Source organism: Bittarella massiliensis (ex Durand et al. 2017), from assembly GCF_001486165.1.
GTDB classification, from domain to species: domain Bacteria; phylum Bacillota; class Clostridia; order Oscillospirales; family Ruminococcaceae; genus Bittarella; species Bittarella massiliensis.
Map to the genome: position 1 here is coordinate 259,035 of NZ_LN908975.1, position 17,759 is coordinate 276,793.

Annotated in this window: 18 protein-coding genes; 3 read left to right on the forward strand and 15 right to left on the reverse strand. The window is 64.4% G+C overall.

The annotated features are described in order from the left end of the window. Positions 1-25 precede the first annotated feature (25 nt). Positions 26-448: a DUF2871 domain-containing protein gene (locus BN3266_RS01635; RefSeq protein WP_059003257.1), complete on the forward strand. Its 423-nt coding sequence runs from the start codon at positions 26-28 to the stop codon at positions 446-448. 97 nt (positions 449-545) lie between these two features. Here BN3266_RS01635 and BN3266_RS01640 read toward each other — a convergent pair whose 3' ends face one another. From BN3266_RS01640 to BN3266_RS01655, 4 genes are all read right to left on the reverse strand, one after another. Continuing rightward, positions 546-1,295: a BtpA/SgcQ family protein gene (locus tag BN3266_RS01640; RefSeq protein ID WP_059003259.1), complete on the reverse strand. Its 750-nt coding sequence runs from the start codon at positions 1,293-1,295 to the stop codon at positions 546-548. Positions 1,296-1,435: 140 nt separating this feature from the next. Further along, positions 1,436-3,169: a proline--tRNA ligase gene (locus BN3266_RS01645; RefSeq protein WP_059003261.1), complete on the reverse strand. Its 1,734-nt coding sequence runs from the start codon at positions 3,167-3,169 to the stop codon at positions 1,436-1,438. 219 nt (positions 3,170-3,388) lie between these two features. Beyond that, positions 3,389-5,590 (reverse strand): sensor histidine kinase, encoded by a 2,202-nt coding sequence (locus tag BN3266_RS01650; protein WP_059003263.1) that lies wholly within the window; start codon positions 5,588-5,590, stop codon positions 3,389-3,391. Continuing rightward, complete coding sequence (locus BN3266_RS01655; protein ID WP_044993066.1) at positions 5,565-6,263, reverse strand: response regulator transcription factor; 699 nt, start codon at positions 6,261-6,263, stop codon at positions 5,565-5,567. The genes BN3266_RS01650 and BN3266_RS01655 overlap by 26 nt, the downstream gene beginning before the upstream one ends. 282 nt (positions 6,264-6,545) lie before the next feature. On the opposite strand from BN3266_RS01655, the gene sfsA reads away from it, so the two are divergent. Further along, positions 6,546-7,244: a DNA/RNA nuclease SfsA gene (gene sfsA / locus BN3266_RS01660; RefSeq protein ID WP_059003265.1), complete on the forward strand. Its 699-nt coding sequence runs from the start codon at positions 6,546-6,548 to the stop codon at positions 7,242-7,244. A gap of 77 nt (positions 7,245-7,321) precedes the next feature. On the opposite strand, the gene BN3266_RS01665 is transcribed toward sfsA, so the two are convergent. The 3 genes from BN3266_RS01665 to BN3266_RS13065 all read right to left on the reverse strand — a co-directional run bounded on the left by BN3266_RS01665 (position 7,322) and on the right by BN3266_RS13065 (position 8,890). Further along, the gene (locus BN3266_RS01665; protein ID WP_059003267.1) at positions 7,322-7,672 is read right to left on the reverse strand and encodes a helix-turn-helix domain-containing protein; all 351 of its coding nucleotides are present in this window, start codon (positions 7,670-7,672) and stop codon (positions 7,322-7,324) included. A gap of 25 nt (positions 7,673-7,697) precedes the next feature. After that, on the reverse strand, positions 7,698-7,880 hold the full coding sequence (locus BN3266_RS01670) for a hypothetical protein (protein WP_059003268.1): 183 nt from the start codon (positions 7,878-7,880) through the stop codon (positions 7,698-7,700). 764 nt (positions 7,881-8,644) lie between these two features. Next, positions 8,645-8,890 carry a helix-turn-helix domain-containing protein gene (locus BN3266_RS13065; protein WP_021660731.1) on the reverse strand — a complete coding sequence of 82 codons (246 nt, stop codon included), beginning with the start codon at positions 8,888-8,890 and terminating at the stop codon, positions 8,645-8,647. 176 nt (positions 8,891-9,066) lie between these two features. On the opposite strand from BN3266_RS13065, the gene BN3266_RS01680 reads away from it, so the two are divergent. After that, complete coding sequence (locus tag BN3266_RS01680) at positions 9,067-9,297, forward strand: helix-turn-helix domain-containing protein (protein ID WP_059003272.1); 231 nt, start codon at positions 9,067-9,069, stop codon at positions 9,295-9,297. A gap of 4 nt (positions 9,298-9,301) precedes the next feature. Here the strand turns inward: BN3266_RS01680 and BN3266_RS01685 are convergent, their stop codons facing one another. The 8 genes from BN3266_RS01685 to BN3266_RS01720 form a co-directional block, all read right to left on the reverse strand. After that, positions 9,302-9,568 (reverse strand): chorismate mutase, encoded by a 267-nt coding sequence (locus BN3266_RS01685; RefSeq protein WP_059003275.1) that lies wholly within the window; start codon positions 9,566-9,568, stop codon positions 9,302-9,304. 42 nt (positions 9,569-9,610) lie between these two features. Further along, positions 9,611-10,681: a chorismate synthase gene (gene aroC / locus BN3266_RS01690; RefSeq protein WP_059003276.1), complete on the reverse strand. Its 1,071-nt coding sequence runs from the start codon at positions 10,679-10,681 to the stop codon at positions 9,611-9,613. Continuing rightward, on the reverse strand, positions 10,671-11,948 hold the full coding sequence (aroA, locus tag BN3266_RS01695) for a 3-phosphoshikimate 1-carboxyvinyltransferase (protein ID WP_059003278.1): 1,278 nt from the start codon (positions 11,946-11,948) through the stop codon (positions 10,671-10,673). The genes aroC and aroA overlap by 11 nt, the downstream gene beginning before the upstream one ends. Beyond that, positions 11,945-13,003 carry a 3-dehydroquinate synthase gene (aroB, locus tag BN3266_RS01700; protein WP_075109638.1) on the reverse strand — a complete coding sequence of 353 codons (1,059 nt, stop codon included), beginning with the start codon at positions 13,001-13,003 and terminating at the stop codon, positions 11,945-11,947. Before aroB ends, aroA begins: the two co-directional genes overlap by 4 nt. After that, on the reverse strand, positions 12,966-13,829 hold the full coding sequence (locus tag BN3266_RS01705) for a prephenate dehydrogenase (protein ID WP_059003282.1): 864 nt from the start codon (positions 13,827-13,829) through the stop codon (positions 12,966-12,968). The genes aroB and BN3266_RS01705 overlap by 38 nt, the downstream gene beginning before the upstream one ends. Beyond that, on the reverse strand, positions 13,826-14,842 hold the full coding sequence (aroF, locus tag BN3266_RS01710; RefSeq protein ID WP_059003829.1) for a 3-deoxy-7-phosphoheptulonate synthase: 1,017 nt from the start codon (positions 14,840-14,842) through the stop codon (positions 13,826-13,828). The genes BN3266_RS01705 and aroF overlap by 4 nt, the downstream gene beginning before the upstream one ends. Before the next feature lie 324 nt (positions 14,843-15,166). Further along, a complete protein-coding gene (locus BN3266_RS01715) occupies positions 15,167-16,306 on the reverse strand; it encodes an AI-2E family transporter (RefSeq protein ID WP_059003285.1) in 1,140 nt (379 codons plus the stop codon). Between the two features lie 191 nt (positions 16,307-16,497). Beyond that, positions 16,498-17,667, reverse strand: coding sequence for a M20 metallopeptidase family protein (locus BN3266_RS01720; protein ID WP_021660743.1), 1,170 nt, complete (start codon positions 17,665-17,667; stop codon positions 16,498-16,500). Positions 17,668-17,759: the final 92 nt, after the last annotated feature.

Genomic DNA, 17,759 nt, shown 5'->3' on the forward strand with positions numbered 1-17,759 from the left:
AACCTTTACAAGGGGGAAAATATTTGTGAAAAAGTGTATCGACACCGCCTTTTTTTACGCGGTGGCCGCCCTGGCGGGCGGGGTCTACTTCCGCGAGTTCACCAAGTTCAACCAGTTCACCGGCGTCACCGCCCTGGGCAAGCTCCACACCCACCTGTTTTTGCTGGGGATGGTGATTTTTCTGCTGTTGGCGGCCCTGGATGCGCCCCTCTCGCTCACCCGGGCGCCCGGTTTCGGGCGGTTTTACCTGCTCTACAACGCAGGGGTCGCCCTCACCGCTGTGATGATGGCTGTCCGCGGCACCGTCCAGGTGCTGGCCCTCCCCCTCTCCCGCGGGACTGATGCCGCTCTTTCGGGGATTGCCGGTATCGGGCACATCCTCACCGGCATCTCCTTTATCCTCCTCTTTCTCCTCCTCCGCCGGGCGGCTGCCCAGCGCCGTCGCTAAAAGGGGCTTGACGGCAAAAAAAGAACAGGCGCAGGCCGGAAAATACCCGGTTTGCGCCTGTTTTGTTATTTCCAGTTAAGTATATACTTAAAGTAAATTATTGGATGTTTCGCGCCTGCCGGACGGCCGCCATGAAGTCGGCCACGTGGGCGGGGCAGAGCTCATTTTCGGCATTGTGGTCCTCTTTGAAATAGCTGCCCACAATCGCTCCGTCGGCCAGGGCCAACTGTGCGGCGGCGGTCTCGGCAGTCAGCCCGGCCCCCACGATCAGGGGGACCCGCCCGGCAATCAGCCGCCCGAACGCCTGGATTTTTTCCAGCCCGGTGTCCAAACCGGTGCCCGCCCCGGTCACCACGATGCCGTCGCAGCGATCCAGGGCCAGCTCCATGTCCTCCTCCAGCGGCCGGCCGGAGAGGTAGGGCTGGTACTTAAAGCGCACCCCGCCCAGCAGGCAGGCGCTGCTGTCCGCCCGCAGGGCGGCCAGGTGCTCGGCGAAGGCGGGCTCGTCCTCGGGTTTCAGGTGCCCGGCCACCGAGTCCCACTGGATGAACTGGGCTCCGTAGGCCCCGGCGAGGGCGAAGGCCCTGTCCAGGTCGTGGAGGACATTGACCCCCCGCACGGCCTGGGGCCGCTCGGCGGCGATGCGGGCGAGCACCTGCTCCACCTCGTCGGCGGTGCCGTAGTAGTCCTCCACGATCACCCCGTCGACCCCGTTTTCCAGCAGGGTATCCAGTTCCCGCATGGCCCGCTCCACCGTCTGCTCCGGGGTGTCCCCCTTCAGGTGGAGCATCCCCAAAATCGGCTTTGACGCCGAAAAGAGGGAGAGAAATCGGCTGTTTTTTTGCATGGCGATCGCCTCCTCTGTCCGTTGGGCAGAAAAGCGGCGTCGGGGCGATCCCCCCGGCCGCCGCTCCTCTGCGCACCATCCCTCCGCCCCGGCGCGCCGGGCGGAGGAGCTGTTTTTCTATTGCTTTTGTCGGGCGGTCTTTACAGCTGGTCGTCCAGACGCTTTTGCAGCATGGCGGCGATCTCCTTGACCCGGCCGGCGGCCTCAGCTACCGGCACCGTCTCGGCAATCGACTTGTCCCTGGTCTTGAGCTCCACCACACCCTGTTTCAGGTTGCGGGGGCTCACCACCACCCGGATGGGCACCCCCAGCAGGTCGGCGTCGGCGAACTGCACCCCGGCCGAGAGGTCGCGGTCGTCGTAGAGCACCTCGAAACCGGCGCCGCAGAGCTGGTCATACAGGGCGTCGGCCTGCTCCTTCACCGACTCGTCGGCCCGCTTGATGGCGTTGATGTGCACCTGCCAGGGGGCGATGGAGATGGGCCAGACGGGGCCGTAGTCGTCGGCCCCGTCCTCGATGACGCTGGCCAGCAGCCGCCCGACGCCGATGCCGTAGCAGCCCATGATGGGGGTCTTGAGCTGGCCGTCCTTGTCGGCGTAGGTCATCCCCATGGACTTGGTGTACTTGTCGCCCAGCTGGAAGATGTTGCCCACCTCGATGCCGTTTTTGAGGGTGATGTGGGCCTTGCCGCACTGGGGGCAGACCATCTCCTCGGTGACCTTGCACAGGTCGGCAAACCGCTCGTCGGGGTAGACGCGCAGGTCGCAGTTCTTCACGTGGACGTCCACCTCGTTGCCGCCGCAGACCACGTTGTACATCCCCTTGAGGGAGTTGTCAAACCAGACCTCGATCCCCTCATCCAGGCCCTGGGGCCCGATGTAGCCGTAGGCGATGTGGTCGCTGCCGTCCTCGTCCACCCGCTGGGCGATGTTGGTGCCCAGCAGCCGGCGGACCTTGGCCTCGTTGACCTCCAGGTCGCCCCGCACAAAGACCACCACCGCCTTGCCGGTGTCCTCCCGGGTGAAGACCACCGCCTTCACCAGCCGGTTTTGGGGGATGCCCAAAAAGTCGCACAGGCTCTCGATGTCCTTGGTGCCGGGGGTGGGGACCCGCTCGGGCTCTCTGCACTCGCCCAGGTCCTCCACCGGGGCCAGCACCCCGGTGGCCACCTCCATGTTGGCGCGGTAGCCGCACTCAGGGCAGATGGCAATGGTGTCCTCGCCGTCGTCGCAGAGGAACATGAACTCGTGGGCGATGGCGCCGCCCATCATCCCGCTGTCGGACTTGACCGAGACCACGTGCCCCAGCCCGGCCCGCTTGTAGATGCGCTCATAGGCCTCGTGACAGCGGTAGTAGTATTTCTCCAAGTCCTCCCAGTTGGTGTGGAAGGAGTAGGCGTCCTTCATGGTGAACTCCCGCACCCGGATCAGCCCGCCCCGGGGCCGGGCCTCGTCGCGGAACTTGGTCTGGATCTGGTAGATCATAAAGGGGTATTTCAGGTAGCTCTTCCCCTCGGTGCGGGCCAGGTGGACGGCCGCCTCCTCGTGGGTCATCCCCAAAAGCATCCCGTGGCCGGTGCGGTCGGTAAAGCGCAGCAGCTCTTTGCCCACGCTCTCGTAGCGGCCCGACTCGTCCCACAGCTCCCGGGGCAGCACCACCGGGAAGAGGACCTCCTGCCCGTCGATGCGGTCCATCTCCTGGCGGATGATCTTCTCGATTTTGGCGGCCACCCGCTTGGCGGGAGTCAGCAGGGAGTAGATGCCCGCGCCGACCTGGCGGATGTAGCCGCCCCGGATCAGCAGCCCGTGGCTCTTGAGCTGCGCCTCCGAGGGCCACTCCTTGTAGCGCTCGCCGATGAGTGCACTCATTTTCATTTTTCGCACGATCCTTTCTAGCCCTCTCCGGCCCGGCCAAAGAGGGGGCGGCCGGGCCGCCCATTTTCAGTCTCACAGATAAGATAAGTGTAGCATCTTCCCAAGGCCCCTGTCAAACCCCAAAATGCCGCCGCCAGGCCCTTTTGGGGCGCTTTGTCCGCCCTGTGCCAAAGAAAAGGCCGCCCCGCCTTTTCCGCGGCGGGGCGGCCTTTACGTCTGTCAGGGATTGGTCGGGCAGGGGTCGGCTCCCCCTTCGTCGGGTCCGGGGTCGGCGGGCGGCTCGAGGGCCTTTTCGGGGGCTTCCGGCAGGGCGGCTTCCATCTGCTCGGCCAGCTCCCGCTCGGTTTTGGGGGCGGGGATCTGGGGGAAGGTGACGATGGCCTTGAAGAGGTCGCCGTCCACCAGGATGGTGAGCTTGCCCCCCAGCCGGTCGACAAAGGTGTCGGCAATGGCCAGCCCCAGGCCGCTGCCCTCGGTGGTGCGGGAGAGGTCGCCCCGCACGAACCGCTCCTTCATCTGCTCCCCGGCGAAGTTCATCTGGTAGCTGGAGATGTTTTTGAAGATGACCGACACCGTCTTTTCGCTGTCCACAATGTCGATGTAGGCCCGGGAGCCGGGGAGGGAGTACTTGGTGATGTTGACGATCAAGTTTTCAAAGACCCGGTAGAGCTTCACCCCGTCGGTGAGCACGTAAAGGGGCCGCTCGCTGTGCCCGGGGATCAGCTCGATACCGCTGCGCTCCACCACCTCTTCCAGCTCGCCCACCGCCTGCTCCAGCAGCTGGCAGATGTCCAGGGGGGCCAGCTGCAATTCCAGGTTGCCGCTGGTGGCCTTGGAGAGGTCGAAGATGTCCTGCACCAGGCTCTTGAGCCGCTGGGACTTCTGGTCGATGATGGTGACGTAGTCGTTTGCCTCGGGTGGGTCGAGGGCCTGCTGGCGCAGCAGTTGGGTGTAGCTGATGATGGAGGTCAGGGGGGTCTTGAGGTCATGGGAGACGTTGGTGATCAGATCCACCTTCATCTTCTCGCTGTGGATGCGGGTCTCGATGGCCCCCTTCACGTTCTCCTGCATATCCCGCACCGCGTGGAAGAGGGGGTAGAGGTCGTCCTCCGGGTCCAGGGAGATGGTCTGGTCCAACTCTCCCCGGGAGATGGCGCCCACGTAGTCGATGACCTGGCCCAGCTGGCGGATGATCTTGAAGTAGTCGAAAATCAGTTTGCCCACCAGGGCCACGGCCAGCACCGCCAGCCCCATCCCCACCAGGACGAAGAAGCCCGACGAGCTCATCAGCGCCAGCGCCGCCGAGAGGAAGGCCAAGATCCCCAGGAAGATGGCCACCAGCAGGCTGGTCAGGAACTGGCGGCGGATTTTTTGCTGAAAGGGGAATTGCAGGTTGTAGCGCCGCACCAGGGAGAAGATGACCGAGGGGATGTTGACCCGAAAGGTCTTGAAGCCGTTGTACTTGAGATCCCAGTAGAGCCCCAGCACCGACAGCCAGAAGAGGATGGCCATCATCCAGGGGTTGCCCTCGGTGAGGATGGAGGAGTAGGCGATGGCGTAGCCGTCCAGCAGGCTGCCCGCGGAGGCGACCGCCAGGAGGATGCCCAGCACGTACTTGAACTCATAGGGGATGCGGCGGATGCGGCGGGCCACCCCTTGACCGAAGCGGCGCAGGGCGCGGTGGAGCACCAGCGAGAGCCCCAGCCCGATGAGGGAGAGGCTGATCCAGAGGGGCATGGCCCGAAAGAGGACCAGACTGTCGTGCCAGTTGGTGTAGTTCACCGTGGACGAGAGCCCGGAGTTGGAGTAGGTGCGGATGTCGGGGATGGCGATGAGTACCATTCCGTCCCCGTCGGTGGAGGGGTTGAAGTAAAAGGGGTAGCTCTCGCCGTAGTAGCCGGTGTACTCCACCTGCTGGGGCGGCTGCCCTTCGCCGCTGCCCTCCAGGCGGTAATAGGCGGTGGTGGTCCCCCGGTCGTAAATCAGCCAGAAGTCGTACTGGTTTTGCCGGCAGGAGGCGAGAAAGGCGTCCTGGTCGGGGTAGGAGGTGTTGGTGTAGACCGCCCCGTTCTTGGTGTTTTTGGCGTAGACCTGCATCCCGTAGGAGAGGGAGTCCAGGTAGTTGGCGTTGCTGCCGAAGGTGATCAGGCTGGAGGATTCCTCCGCCGCCCCTTCCGCCACAGCGGAGGAGGGGGTGCCGCTCAGCCCCTCGTTGCAGAGGTTGATGACGCTGTTGATGGAATAGGTGAATTCGCTGGTCTGGTAGAAGTTGTCGCCCCCGTCCCGGGTGTGGTAGTGAGCGTACTGCAGCAGCGAAAAGCCCGCCAGCGTCAGGCTGATGACCGAGGCGAAGAACAGCAAAAAGGCGGTCAGGGCCAGGGCGCGGCCCCGCGCGTCAGAGTTTTTCGATCTTGTATCCAAGTCCCCACACCACCTTTAAATACTTGGGTTTTTTCGGGTCGAACTCAATTTTCTCGCGGATGCGGCGGATGTGCACCGCCACCGTGTTCTCGGCGTTGAAGCTGGGCTCGTTCCACACCTTCTCGTAGATTTCGTCGATGGAGAAGACCCGCCCTTGGTTTTGCATCAACAGGTGGAGGATCTTGTACTCGATGGGGGTCAGCCGCACCGGTTCGCCGTCCACCAGCACCTCTTTGGTGGTGTTGTTGATGACCAGTCCGTCGCACTGGAGCACGTCGTCCCGCTCGCCGAACGAGCCCGAGAAGGTCACGTACCGCCGCAGCTGGCTCTTGACCCGGGCCACCAGTTCCAGGGGGTTGAAGGGCTTGACGATGTAGTCGTCGGCCCCCAGGTTCAGGCCGATGATCTTGTCGGTGTCCTCCCCTTTGGCCGAAACCAGGATGATGGGGATCTGGTTTTGCTCCCTGATTTTGAGGGTGGTCTGGATGCCGTCGAGTTTGGGCATCATGATGTCCATCAAAATCAGGTGGATCTCATTTTCCCGCAGCTGCTGAATGGCCTGAATGCCGTCGTAGGCCTTGAGGACGTTCAGCCCCTCGTTTTTCAGGTAAATTTCGATGACGTTGACGATTTCCCGGTCGTCGTCCACCACCAGAACGTTCAGATCCTGCATGCTGTTTGCCGCTGCCATATTGTCCTCCTCCGCCCGGGGGGCGTGTTTCTCAATTTAGAGGTGACCGCGGCGGCTTTTGCCGCGCGGTCGCTTTTCATTAGTATACCACACGCCCTGCGTTTAGGAGTAGTGTAAACCCCGTTTCTTACCGGGGCCCCGCCAAAAAAGTGACGATTTTCTTTCGCTTTTTTGCCCCTTCGGCCCGGCGGCGCGCCGCCGTTTGTGTTACAATAAACACAGTCTGCCGACCGGCGGGAAATACAGGAAAGAGGGGATGAGCGAATGCGCTATGAGACCGTCTGCCGCGCCACCTTTTTGGAGCGGCCCAACCGCTTTGTGGCCTGGTGTGACCTGGCGGGGGAGCGGGTGCGCTGCCACGTGAAGAACACCGGCCGCTGTGGGGAGCTGCTGCTGCCCGGGGCCCAGGTCGTCTTGCAGGACCGGCGGGGCCGGGCGGAGGGACAGAAGACCCAGTTCTCCCTCGTCTCGGTCTACAAGGGGGGGATGCTGGTCAACATCGACTCCCAGGCCCCCAACGCCGTGGTGAAGGAGGCCCTCCTCTCGGGGGCCCTCGCCCTGCCCGGCTACCAGTCCCCCGACCTGGTGCGGGCCGAGTACCCCTTTGGCGCCTCCCGCATCGACTTCTACTTGGAAAAGGGCGGCCGCCGTGCCCTGGTGGAGGTCAAGGGGGTCACCCTCGAGGAGGGGGGCGGCCTCTACTTCCCCGACGCGCCCACCCAGCGGGGGGTCAAGCACATCGAGGAGTTGGAGCGGGCCCATGCCCAGGGGTGGGACGCCTTTCTCCTCTTTGTGGCGCAGCTCTCCCCGGCCCGCTTCCTCTCCCCCAACGACCGCACCCACCCCCAGTTTGGGCAGGCCCTCCGCCGGGCCGCCGCGGCCGGGATCACCCCCCTCTGCTACGACTGCCGGGTGACGGAGGACAGCCTTGTGCTGGGCCGGCCGGTGGAGGTGCGGTTATAAAAAACAGACAGCAAAAAAAGAGCGCCGGCGGCCAATGGGCCGCCGGCGCTCCTGCTTTTAAATCGCTGCAAAAAAGCCTATTCGAGAGGGCTGCCTTCCCCATCTGCGGACATCTCGCGCTGCGCCTCTAGCAGCTCTCTGGCAGATTTGACGAGATAGTCCTGCAAGGAGGGGGCGAGCTGCCCAAACGCTTCAAGGAGCTCTTTCTTCCGCCCTTCACCCGGCACAAACATCCCGCCGCTCCCCGTGCGCAGCCAGGTTTCGCTGGCGCTGAACTGGCTGCAGATGGCCTTGATGTTCTGCTCGGTGACCGTCGAGCCGCTCTTTTCCAGATAGCTGACGGCGCTCTGCTTGCGCCCAATGCGCGCGGCAAATTCCTGCTGACTGAGCCCCAGCGCCTTGCGCAACTGACGGATGCGATCGTTCACAGCGTTTTCTCCTTTACTGTATCTCTTACCTGTCTTTGGGGGTCTTTGGGGTCATCTTCTCCTGCTTGACGACCTCCAACCCCAGGCGAATCAGCTCCGCCGCGGCCTGCGAGTGGGTGGGGAAGCGCCGCTCAAAGCGAAAGGCCTCCAGTTCTCGGAGCATCTCTTCGTCTACCGAAATCATGCAGCGGAGGCTCTTGGTCGCCATGTTGTCGCCTCTTTATATAGGCACCATAACACAGTGGGGTGCCGGTGTAAAGACCAGGGGGAAGGTAGTGGCGGACAGGCTGGCGGTGCTTGGCATTCTGCCGCAGTGAGAGGACGCGCGGCGTTTTCACAGGGCGGAGAGGGGGCGTTCCAATGTGTACAATTGAAGTATCCCTAGTTATAAAATAGGGTCTTTCGCTCGGGTTGTCTCAAAGTAATATTGGAAGTTTTTCCAGTCCTCCTGTTCCTGAAACATAGTGAGTAAAATTTGCTCCTCCAGTGCTTGAGAATCCTCTCTGTCCAATTCCTTCATAAAGAGCTGTAGAAATATCCTGTTTGCCGTCCGCCTAACAACAATGTCGCGGGAGAGCATCAGCAAGAGGGGGAGAAGCAGTTTGCTGTCACTAAGGGTCTCTCGAAAATACCGAACTTCTCGAAAGGTCTCCCCATCCCCCAATTGCAAAAAATCCTCCCTAAATTTTCGAGTTGCGACTTATGGGTCTCAATTATACCATTGAATCCCCTATATCATTAAGGAAAGGTTTGCGACTGATTGGTCACAACTGGTGAGAGGGGAAAAACTTGAAAAATATGATTATTCAGAATGTCAGTTTGTCTGACAATTTGAAGAGATTGCGCAAACGGGCAAACCTATCTCAAGAAAAGTTGGTGGGGAAGATGAACCTGTTGGGAAGTCGTCTGGACAGAAGTGCTTACTCGAAAATAGAAACAGGGATACTTCAATGGCGCACATCGAAATGTTTTTTACAGCCCCTCTTTTTCGGGGCTATTTGTCCCCTTTGCATTGCCGGGAATATAATTTATAATGCCTGATACATTACAAGCTAAAATGGAGCAGAGAGTATCCAGTGTCGTAGTTGTAATTGGCTTTCCTTGCTTTATGCGGTGTAGAGTATTGCTGGAGATTTTATAATAATGAATTAAGTCATATTCTTTTAAATTGCGCTTATTTAGCGTTTTGTAAAAAGGGGCATAGGAGATTATAAACATGCCTCCTTTCTAAATGAAACAATTTGTAAGTGTATTTAATATATTGAGCATATTTTGTAGATTGAGTATGGTGACCATGGGAACAAAAGTACCGGCTTTTGCCCCATCTGTGTATAGCGACAGGACGAAAAGGCGCAAAAGTGAAAAACATGAACAGTGATAGGGAGGGAGCGCAGGTGAAAACCCAATACCCCGAAAATTTCAAGGCCCTGGGCCAGAACCTCGCCTATTACCGCAAGCGGGCGGGCTACACCCAGGAGGCCTTTGCAGAGTACATCGGCAAGAGCGCCAACTTTATCTCCCAGATAGAGGGTCCGGCGACCTTGAAGGGGGTGTCGCTGGAGACCCTCTTCAAAATGGCAGACACCCTGCACATCCTGCCCGGCCAATTGCTGGACGGGCGGTGAGGGGTTAGCCCCGCAAAATCTCCTCCTGGTAGGCCCGGCTCAGGCGGATGGCAGTGGACAGCAGTTCGCAGGCCGCGTCCCCCATCTCCGGCGGCACCTGGGCCCGGGCGCGGGCGAGGATGGCATCCTCCCGCCCCTGGTTGAGCACCGGCAGCCCCCGCTCTTTTTTGTACTGCCCCACCTGGGCCACCACCGCCATCCGGCGGCAGAAGAGGGAGAGCAGCTCCCGGTCGATTTGGTCGATTTCCTCCCGCAGCTTGTCCAGTTCCACAGCGTGTTCCTCCCTGTTTGTTTTGGTTTGGCCCTCAGCCCTTTAGCCCAGCAGGTCTGCCAGGGCGATGGCGGCGGCCGCCTCCACGCAGACGGCGGCCCGGGGGACGATGCAGGGGTCGTGCCGCCCGCGGATCTCGGCGGTGAGGGCCTCTCCGGTGACAAAGTTGACCGTCTGCTGCGGCTTGGCGATGGAGGGGGTGGGCTTGAAGGCCGCCCGAAAGAGGAGCGGCATCCCGTTGGAGATGCCCCCCTGGATCCCCCCGGCGGCGTTGCGGCTGGTGCGGATCTTCCCCCCTTCGCTGACAAAGGGGTCGTTGCTCTCGCTCCCCCGCATGCGGGCGGCGGAAAACCCGGCCCCAAACTCCACCCCTTTCACCGCGGGGATGGCGAAGAGGAGGTAGGCCAGCCGGCTCTCCAGGGTGTCGAAGAAGGGGTCGCCCACCCCGGCGGGCAGCCCGGTGACGGCGCACTCCACCACCCCGCCCACCGAGTCGCAGTCGGCCCGGGCGGCGGCAATGGCGGCCTGCATCCCCTCGCCGGCGGCGGGGTCGAGCACCGGAAAGTCGCGGCTGTGCAGAGTGTCGAATTCCCGGGGCCCCACCGACACCGGGTCAAAGGGGGTGTCCGCCACCCCGGCGATCTCCGCCGCGTGGGCGCCGATGGCGATGCCCCGCTGCCGCAGCATCAGGCTGGCCACCGCCCCGGCGTAGACCAGGGGGGCCGTCAGCCGCCCCGAGAAGTGGCCGCCCCCCCGCACGTCGTTAAAGCCGCCGTAGCGCAGGTGGCCGGTGTAGTCGGCGTGGCCCGGCCGGGCGATCTGCGACTGGGGGCCGTAGTCGCCCGAGCGGGTGGAGGTGTTTTCGATCACCACCGTCAGGGGGGTGCCGCAGGCCACCCCGTCCACCGCCCCGCTGACGATGTGGGGCAGGTCGGGTTCGCGGCGGGCGGTGGAGTAGGCCCCCCGCGCCAGCCGTCGGGCGCAGTAGGCGCGGATGTACCCCTCCTCCAGGTGCAGGCCGGGGGTCACCCCCTCAATTACCGCGCCGATGGCCGGGCCGTGGCTCTCCCCAAAGAGGGTCACCCGAAACCGGCTGCCAAAACTAGAAGACATGAACGCTTCCCCCCAACATCTCGTAATCGCGGAAGAAGTCGGGGTACGACTTCTCCACGCACTCGGCGCAGTCCAGCTCCACCGGCCCCTCGCACCAGAGGGCGGCGATGGCCGCGCTCATGGCCATGCGGTGGTCGCGGTGGGTGGCGGCCGGCCCGCCGGGCCGCAGCCCTTCGGCCAGGGGCTGGCCCTCCACCGCGAGCAGGTCTCCCTCGCCCCGGCAGCGGCCCCCCAGGTCACTGATGAGGGCGGCGGTGGCGGCTAGGCGGTCGCACTCTTTGATGGTCAGGCGGGCGGCGCCGGTAAAGGCGGTCTCCCCCTGGGCGGCGGCGGCGGTCACCGCCAGGATGGGCAGGATGTCAGGGATGTCCTCCCCCGCCACCGGGCCGCCGGTGAGGGGGGCCGACTGCACCCGCACAAAATCCCTGCCCCGGGTCACGGCGGCGCCCCAGCGCTCCAGCACGTCGCAGACCGCCCGGTCCCCCTGCAGCGAGAGGGGGGAGAGCCCTTCCACCGTCACGTCGCCGGAGATGGCCCCGGCGCAGAGGAAGAAGGCCGCGCCCGAATAGTCCCCCTCCACCGCGGTATCGCAGGGGACAAACCGCTGTCCCCCGGGGATGAACCAGCCCAGGGGGGTGCGCCGGGCCCTCACCCCGAAGGCGGCCATGGCCTGCAGGGTCATCTCCACGTAGGGCCCGGAGTGCAGCGGGGTGGTGAGGAGGATCTCGCTGTCCCCCTCCAGGGCGGCCAGGGCGAAGAGCAGCCCGGTGATGAACTGGCTGGACACGTCCCCGGCGATTTCGTACCGGCCCGGTTTCAGCTGCCCGCCCAGGGTGAAGGGGAGGGTGTTTTCGTAGTGGAAGGCGGCCCCGCCTGCCGCGAGGCAGGGCAGGATGGGGGAGAGGGGACGGCTGGGCAGCTGCCCGGCCCCCGAAAAGGTGGTCTCCACCCCCAGGGCGGCGGCCACCGGCACCAAAAAGCGGAGGGTGGAGCCGCTCTCCCCGCAGTCGATGGCGGCCTGTCGGGGCCGCGCCCCGGTGGGGATGCCCAGGATGGAGTAGGCCCCCCCGTCCATCCGCCGCACCCGGGCCCCCAGGGCGGCGATCCCCCGCAGGGTGGCCTGCACGTCCTTGGAGGCGGGGACGTTTCGCAGCACCGTCTCCCCCTCGGCCAGGGCCGCGCAGAGGAGCAGCCGGTGGGCCATCGACTTGGAGGGCGGCGCGGTGATGGCCCCCCGCAGGGCCCGGGCGGCGACCCGCGCCCTCACGCCCGGCTCCCCCCAGCGGCCATGAACTGCGCGAAGGCGCCCCACTCCATCGACACCGGCTCACAGCGGCCGATGGCGCGGATGAGCACCGGGGAGATGCTCATCCCGTCCCGCTTTTTGTCCCCGGCGGCAATAGCCAGCAGCTCTTCCAGGGGGGCGTCATAGCGCCAGTCCAGGCCGTTTCGCTGCAGACAGTCGCGGATGGCGGCCGGCACCTCGGGGGCGCAGAGGCCGTTTCGGGCGCAGGCGTCGGCCATCATCTGCATCCCGATGGCCACCGCCTTGCCGTGGGTGACGGCAAAGCCCGAGTGCTTTTCGATGGCGTGACCCAGGGTGTGGCCAAAGTTGAGGACCATCCGCTCCCCGGTGTCCCGCTCGTCGGCCTCCACCACCGCCGCCTTGATGGCGATGCAGCGGGCGACGATGGGTAGCAGGTTGCGGCGAAAGTCCCCCCGCATCTGCTCGAAGAGCTGCGCGTCGCGGATGGCGCCGTACTTGATGGCCTCCCCCACCCCGTCGGCAAAGGTCTCTTCCGGCAGGGTGTCGAAGAAGGCGGTGTCGCAGAGCACCGCCGAGGGCTGCCAGAAACAGCCCACCAGGTTTTTCCCCCCGTCGATGTTGACGGCGGTCTTCCCCCCCACCGAGGAGTCGATTTGGGCCAGCAGGGTGGTGGGGATCTGCACGTACTCCACCCCCCGCAGGTAGACGGCGGCGCAAAAGCCGGTCACGTCCCCAGGGATGCCGCCTCCCAGGGCCACCAGAAAGTCGCTGCGGGTGATGCCCTCACGGTGGAGAAACTCGCAGATCGCCAGGGCGGTCTCCATCCGCTTGTGGGGCTCCCCCCCGGGGAAGGCGAACTTGCAGCAGGGGATGCCCCGCCCCTCCAGCGCCCGACGCACCGATTCGCCGTAGAGGCCGTCCACCGTCTCGTCGGTGACAATGGCGGCCCGCTTGCCCTGGTGGCGCGCGGCCAACTGGTCGTAAAAGGCGTCAGCGCAGCCGTGGCCCACCGTCACCTCATAGGCTCTCCCGGTTTTGACTGGTATGATTTCCAAGGGTCAGGCCCTCCTTTATTTCGCGTCCCTCCCGCAGCAGCCCCTCCAGGGCGCTGTCGTCCCCCTGGGCAAGGGCAGCCCGGTACCGGGCGAGGTTGTCGCTGAAGATGTCCAGTTCGGCCAGCAGGGCCGCCCGGTTCTGGGAGAACAGGTCGGTCCACATGGCCTCGTTGAGTTTGGCCACCCGGGTCAGGTCCTTAAAGCTGCCCGCCGAAAAGCCGCCGAAGTCCCCGGCGGTGGGGCTTTTGACAAAGCAGTTACTGACGATGTGGCACAGCTGCGAGGTCAGGGCGATGATGCGGTCGTGCTCCTCGGGGGTGGAGAGGACCACCTGCCGAAAGTGCAGGGAGAGAAAGAGGGCCCGCAGCTTTTCGATCTCCGCCTCGCCGCACCCGGGCCCGGGGGTCAGGATCATGCTGGCCCGGTGGAAGAGGTCGACCTGGCTGGCCCGGTAGCCCGAGAGCTCCCGCCCGGCCATGGGGTGGCCCCCCACAAAGGTGAACCCCTCCTCCCGGGCGATGGGCCAGACCTGGCGGCAAATCTCCCCCTTGACCCCGCAGCAGTCCACCACCAGCCCCCCCTTGGGGAAGGCGGCCCGGTTTTCCTCTATATAGTCTACCGTTTTTTGCGGCCAAAGGCAAACCAAAATCAGCTCGCACCCGCCAAAGCGGGCGGGGGTCAGCTCCCCCTGCGCCGCTCCGTCGCGCAGGGCGGCGGCCATGGTCTCGGCGTCCCGGTCACAGGCGAGGACCCGGTGGCCGTGCTGGGCAAAGCACTTGGCCAGGCTGCCGCCGATGAGGCCCAGCCCCACGATCCCCACCGTCATCTGGCCCACTCCTTCCCGCAGAGTTTCACAAAGGGCCGCAGCCCCTCCACCAAGTCGGCAAACTCCTGCGGGCGCAGGGACTGGGCGCCGTCGCAGAGGGCCTTTTCCGGCGCGTTGTGCACCTCGATGATCAGCCCGTCGGCCCCGGCGGCCACCGCCGCCCGGGACATGGGCTCGATCATCCAGGGGATGCCGGTGGCGTGGCTGGGATCCACCACCACCGGCAGGTGGGAGAGCCGCTTGAGCAGGGGGATGGCCGAGAGGTCCAGGGTGTTGCGGGTGGCCGTCTCAAAGGTGCGGATGCCCCGCTCGCAGAGGATCACCTGCTCGCAGCCGCCGGCCATCACGTACTCGGCGCTCATCAAAAACTCCTCGATGGTAGAGGAGAGCCCCCGCTTGAGCAGCACCGGCTTGCCCATCTCCCCCACGGCCCGCAGCAGGGTGAAGTTCTGCATGTTGCGGGCCCCCACCTGGATGATGTCTACGTCGGCGAAGTGGGGCAGCTGCTCCCTGTCCATCACCTCGCTGACGATGGGCATCCCGGTCTTCTGGCGGGCGACCCGCAGCAGGTCCAGCCCCACCGGCCCCAGCCCCTGAAAGGCGTAGGGGGAGGTGCGGGGCTTGAAGGCGCCGCCCCGCAGCACACAGGCCCCGGCGCCCTTGACCGCCTGGGCCACCTCGGTGATCTGCTCGGCGCTCTCCACCGAGCAGGGGCCGGCGATCATGCAGAAGTGCCCGCCCCCCAGTTTGCGCCCGCTGACATCCACCACCGTGTCCTCGGGGTGGAACTTTCGGTTGGCCTTTTTGTAGGGCTCGGAGATGCGCTGTACCCGCTCCACAAAGGGGAGGGAGGCCAGCTGTTCGGCGTCGAGGGACGAGGTGTCCCCCACCAGCCCCAGCAGGGTGGTCCGGGTCCCCCGGGAGAGGTGCACCTCCATCCCCTGGTCGTGCAGCCAGTGGGTGAACTGGTCGATTTGTTCCTGAGTGGTTCCCTTTTTGCAGATGACGATCATCCTGTTTTCCTCCATTCTCGGCCGGGTCCGCTCCCCGCGCGGCGGCCCTCTTTGCGGCAAAGGCGCAAAAAAAGCCGGCACCTGGGAGGCGAAGCCCAGGTACCGGCAAAAAAATCGCTCTGTGGTTTTCTTTTACCCGCTCTACCCGCGGCCCCTCTTCACTTTTCCATACGACAAAACGCCCGCGCCATAAAAATAGCCCAGGTAGCGGTAGCCGTAATAGGAGACCGAAGAGAGGGAGACCGCGTTGTCCATGTTGCTTTACTCCTTTAAAGGGCGACTGCATCGCCTTTGTACCCAATATACGCCGCCGGCGGGGATTTGTCAACCGCCTTTTGCCGGTTTTTCCCCGCGCCCTTCCCGGTCGGCCCGGCCGCGGCGGCGCGCCTCCCGCACCCGGCCAGGCAGGCGGATGACCCCGTGGGCAATCAGATCCTGGGCGACAATGGCCCCCAGCGGCCCCAGGAAGATGCCCCAAAACCCCAGCACCGCCCCGCCCAGGTAGGCGCTGGACAGGGCCACCAGCGGGTGCAGCCCCACCTGGTTGCCCAGCACCTTGGGCTCCAACAGGCTGCGCACCATCGAGATGACCGCGTAGAGAAGGGCCATCTGCAGCCCCAGCCCGGTCTTCCCCGAGAGGAGCAGGAAGGCCGCCCAGGGCACCAGCACCGCCCCGGTGCCCAGGATGGGCAGCAGGTCGACAAAGGCCACCAGCAGCGCCATCGAGACCGGGTGGGCGATGCCCAGCAGCCAGAACCCGGCCGCCAGTTCGGCAAAGGTCACGGCCATTAAAATCAGGTAGCTCTTGGCCATCTGTAAGGCCGAGCGCTGGACGCAGTCCTTCACCAGGTAGAGCACCTGCGCCAGCCGGGGCGGGGTGCAGCGGGCAAAAAAGCGGGTGATGCCCCGGTAGTCGGCGGCGAAGAAGAGCCCCGAGATCACTGCCACCGAGCACCAGAGAAAGACCGCGGGCAGGGCCGCGGCCAGCCGGGTCACCGCCCCCATGGCCCAGGCGGAGAGCTTTTGCAGGCAGGCGTCGATGGAGCCCCCCGCCAGGGCGAAAAAGTCCTCCCAGTAGACCGGGGCGCCGGGGGAGAAGCCCTCGATAAAGCCCAGCAACCACTCCTGGAACCGGGACAGCAGGGGGGCTATCTCCTGGGCGTAAAACCCCGGCAGGGAGGAGAAGATGCTCCCCAGCGAGACCACCAGCCGCGCCCCAAAATACCAGATGGCCGCCCCCAGCCCCAGGTAGAGCAGGGCGGTGAGGGCGGTCTGGCAGCCCCGCTGGGGCAGGCGCCAGCGGCGGTGCAGCCAGCGGGCGGGCCGGGCGGCGACAAAGGCCACAAAAAAGCCCGCCAGCAGGGGGGAGAGCAGGGGCAACAGCCAGCGCACCCCCAGCAGGCCGAGGGCCAGCACCAGGCCGAAAAAGAGGGTGTTTTCCAAAAAGGCGCGCCGTTTCTCCACTGCTATCCCCTCCTTTTTTCGCTTATTTTCAAGAGGATGGGCAGTTTTGGGTGGGATATGCAGGCCCGGCCCCCTGGCAGGATATGCGGGGGAGGGGGCAAAAAGAATCCCCGCGCGGCCGGAGACCGCACGGGGATCGCAAAAGCTATGTACGCGGGCGTGCCGCGCCCCAAAACCTGACGGAGGGGACCCTATTTGGTCAGGAAGTTGTAGGCGTACTCGCCCATAAAGGTGGCGCCCACCTTCAGGCTGGCCTCGTCGATGGCGAAGTTGGCGTTGTGGTGGTTGCCGGAGGTGCCGGGCAGATCGCTCTTGGCGCCCACCACGCAGTAGAAGCCCTTGAAGGCGTGGACAAAGGCGGCGTAGTCGTCCGAGCCGGTGGCGGGGTCGCCCTGGGGCAGAACGGTCAGCCCCTGCTCGGCGGCCAGGGCGCGGCCAGCGGCGGCGGCCTCCTTGTCGTTGACCACCGGCAGCGGGGCCATGATCACCCGCTCCACCTCGGCGGTGCAGCCGTAGGCGGCGGCCACGTTCTCGGCGATCTTGCGCATCAGGTCGATGACCTCAATGTCCTCGCCGGCCTTGAAGAAGCGCAGGTTGCCCTCGATCTCGGCGTCGTTGGGGATGATGTTGTTCTTGGTGCCGGCGTTGATCATGCAGGGGCTCACCACCACGGTGGAGAAGGGGTCGTGCCGGTTGACCGGGATGGCCTGCACCTTCAGCAGGATGTCGCAGGCCGGGCGGATGGGGTCGACCGCCAGATCGGGGCGGGAGCCGTGGCCGCCCACGCCGTGGACCTTGATTTTAAAGCCGGTGTTGCCGGCCATCATCGCCCCGTCGGGGATGCCGATGAGACCGACGGGCATCTGGCCCATCAGGTGGGTGCCGATGGCCTGGTCCACGCCGCCGTGGGCCTGCAGGTACTCGACGCACTCCTCAGCGGCGCCGCCGCCGACCTCTTCCGCCACCTGGAAGCAGAGGTAGACCGAACCGTTGAGCTCATCCTTGAGCTCGTTCAGGGACTTGGCGATGCCCAGCAGCATGGCGGTGTGCCCGTCGTGGCCACAGGCGTGCATCACGCCGGGGGTCTGGGACTTGAAGGGCAGGTCGACTTCCTCGCAGACCGGCAGGGCGTCGATGTCGGCGCGGATGGCGATCTTCTTGCCCGCCTTGTTCTTGTTGATGATGCCGATGACGTTGCGGCGGCCGACGACCTCGTACTGGATGTTCATCTTCTCCAGCTCTTCGCAGATCCGGCGGGAGGTGCGCTCCTCCTGGTAGCTCAGCTCGGGGTGCATGTGGAACTCCCGGCGCATCTCGATGATGTAGTCCTCATTTTGGGCGATCAGTTCTTTAATGGTCATGGAAAGATACCCTCCTTGATGATGGTGAAATAGACTCACTACTTTGTATTATAGAGGCAAAAAATGGGGCTGTCAAACCAACTTTCTGTGAA

Coding starts and splice junctions, on each gene's coding strand:
- BN3266_RS01670 (WP_059003268.1), bottom strand. CDS start 7,880: ATGGCGACCAAGAGCCTCCGCTGCATGATTTCGGTAGACGAAGAGATG.
- BN3266_RS01720 (WP_021660743.1), bottom strand. CDS start 17,667: ATGACCATTAAAGAACTGATCGCCCAAAATGAGGACTACATCATCGAG.
- aroF (WP_059003829.1), bottom strand. CDS start 14,842: ATGATCGTCATCTGCAAAAAGGGAACCACTCAGGAACAAATCGACCAG.
- BN3266_RS13065 (WP_021660731.1), bottom strand. CDS start 8,890: ATGTTTATAATCTCCTATGCCCCTTTTTACAAAACGCTAAATAAGCGC.
- aroC (WP_059003276.1), bottom strand. CDS start 10,681: ATGTCTTCTAGTTTTGGCAGCCGGTTTCGGGTGACCCTCTTTGGGGAG.
- BN3266_RS01655 (WP_044993066.1), bottom strand. CDS start 6,263: ATGCAGGATCTGAACGTTCTGGTGGTGGACGACGACCGGGAAATCGTC.
- BN3266_RS01705 (WP_059003282.1), bottom strand. CDS start 13,829: ATGACGGTGGGGATCGTGGGGCTGGGCCTCATCGGCGGCAGCCTGGCC.
- BN3266_RS01645 (WP_059003261.1), bottom strand. CDS start 3,169: ATGAAAATGAGTGCACTCATCGGCGAGCGCTACAAGGAGTGGCCCTCG.
- sfsA (WP_059003265.1), top strand. CDS start 6,546: ATGCGCTATGAGACCGTCTGCCGCGCCACCTTTTTGGAGCGGCCCAAC.
- BN3266_RS01640 (WP_059003259.1), bottom strand. CDS start 1,295: ATGCAAAAAAACAGCCGATTTCTCTCCCTCTTTTCGGCGTCAAAGCCG.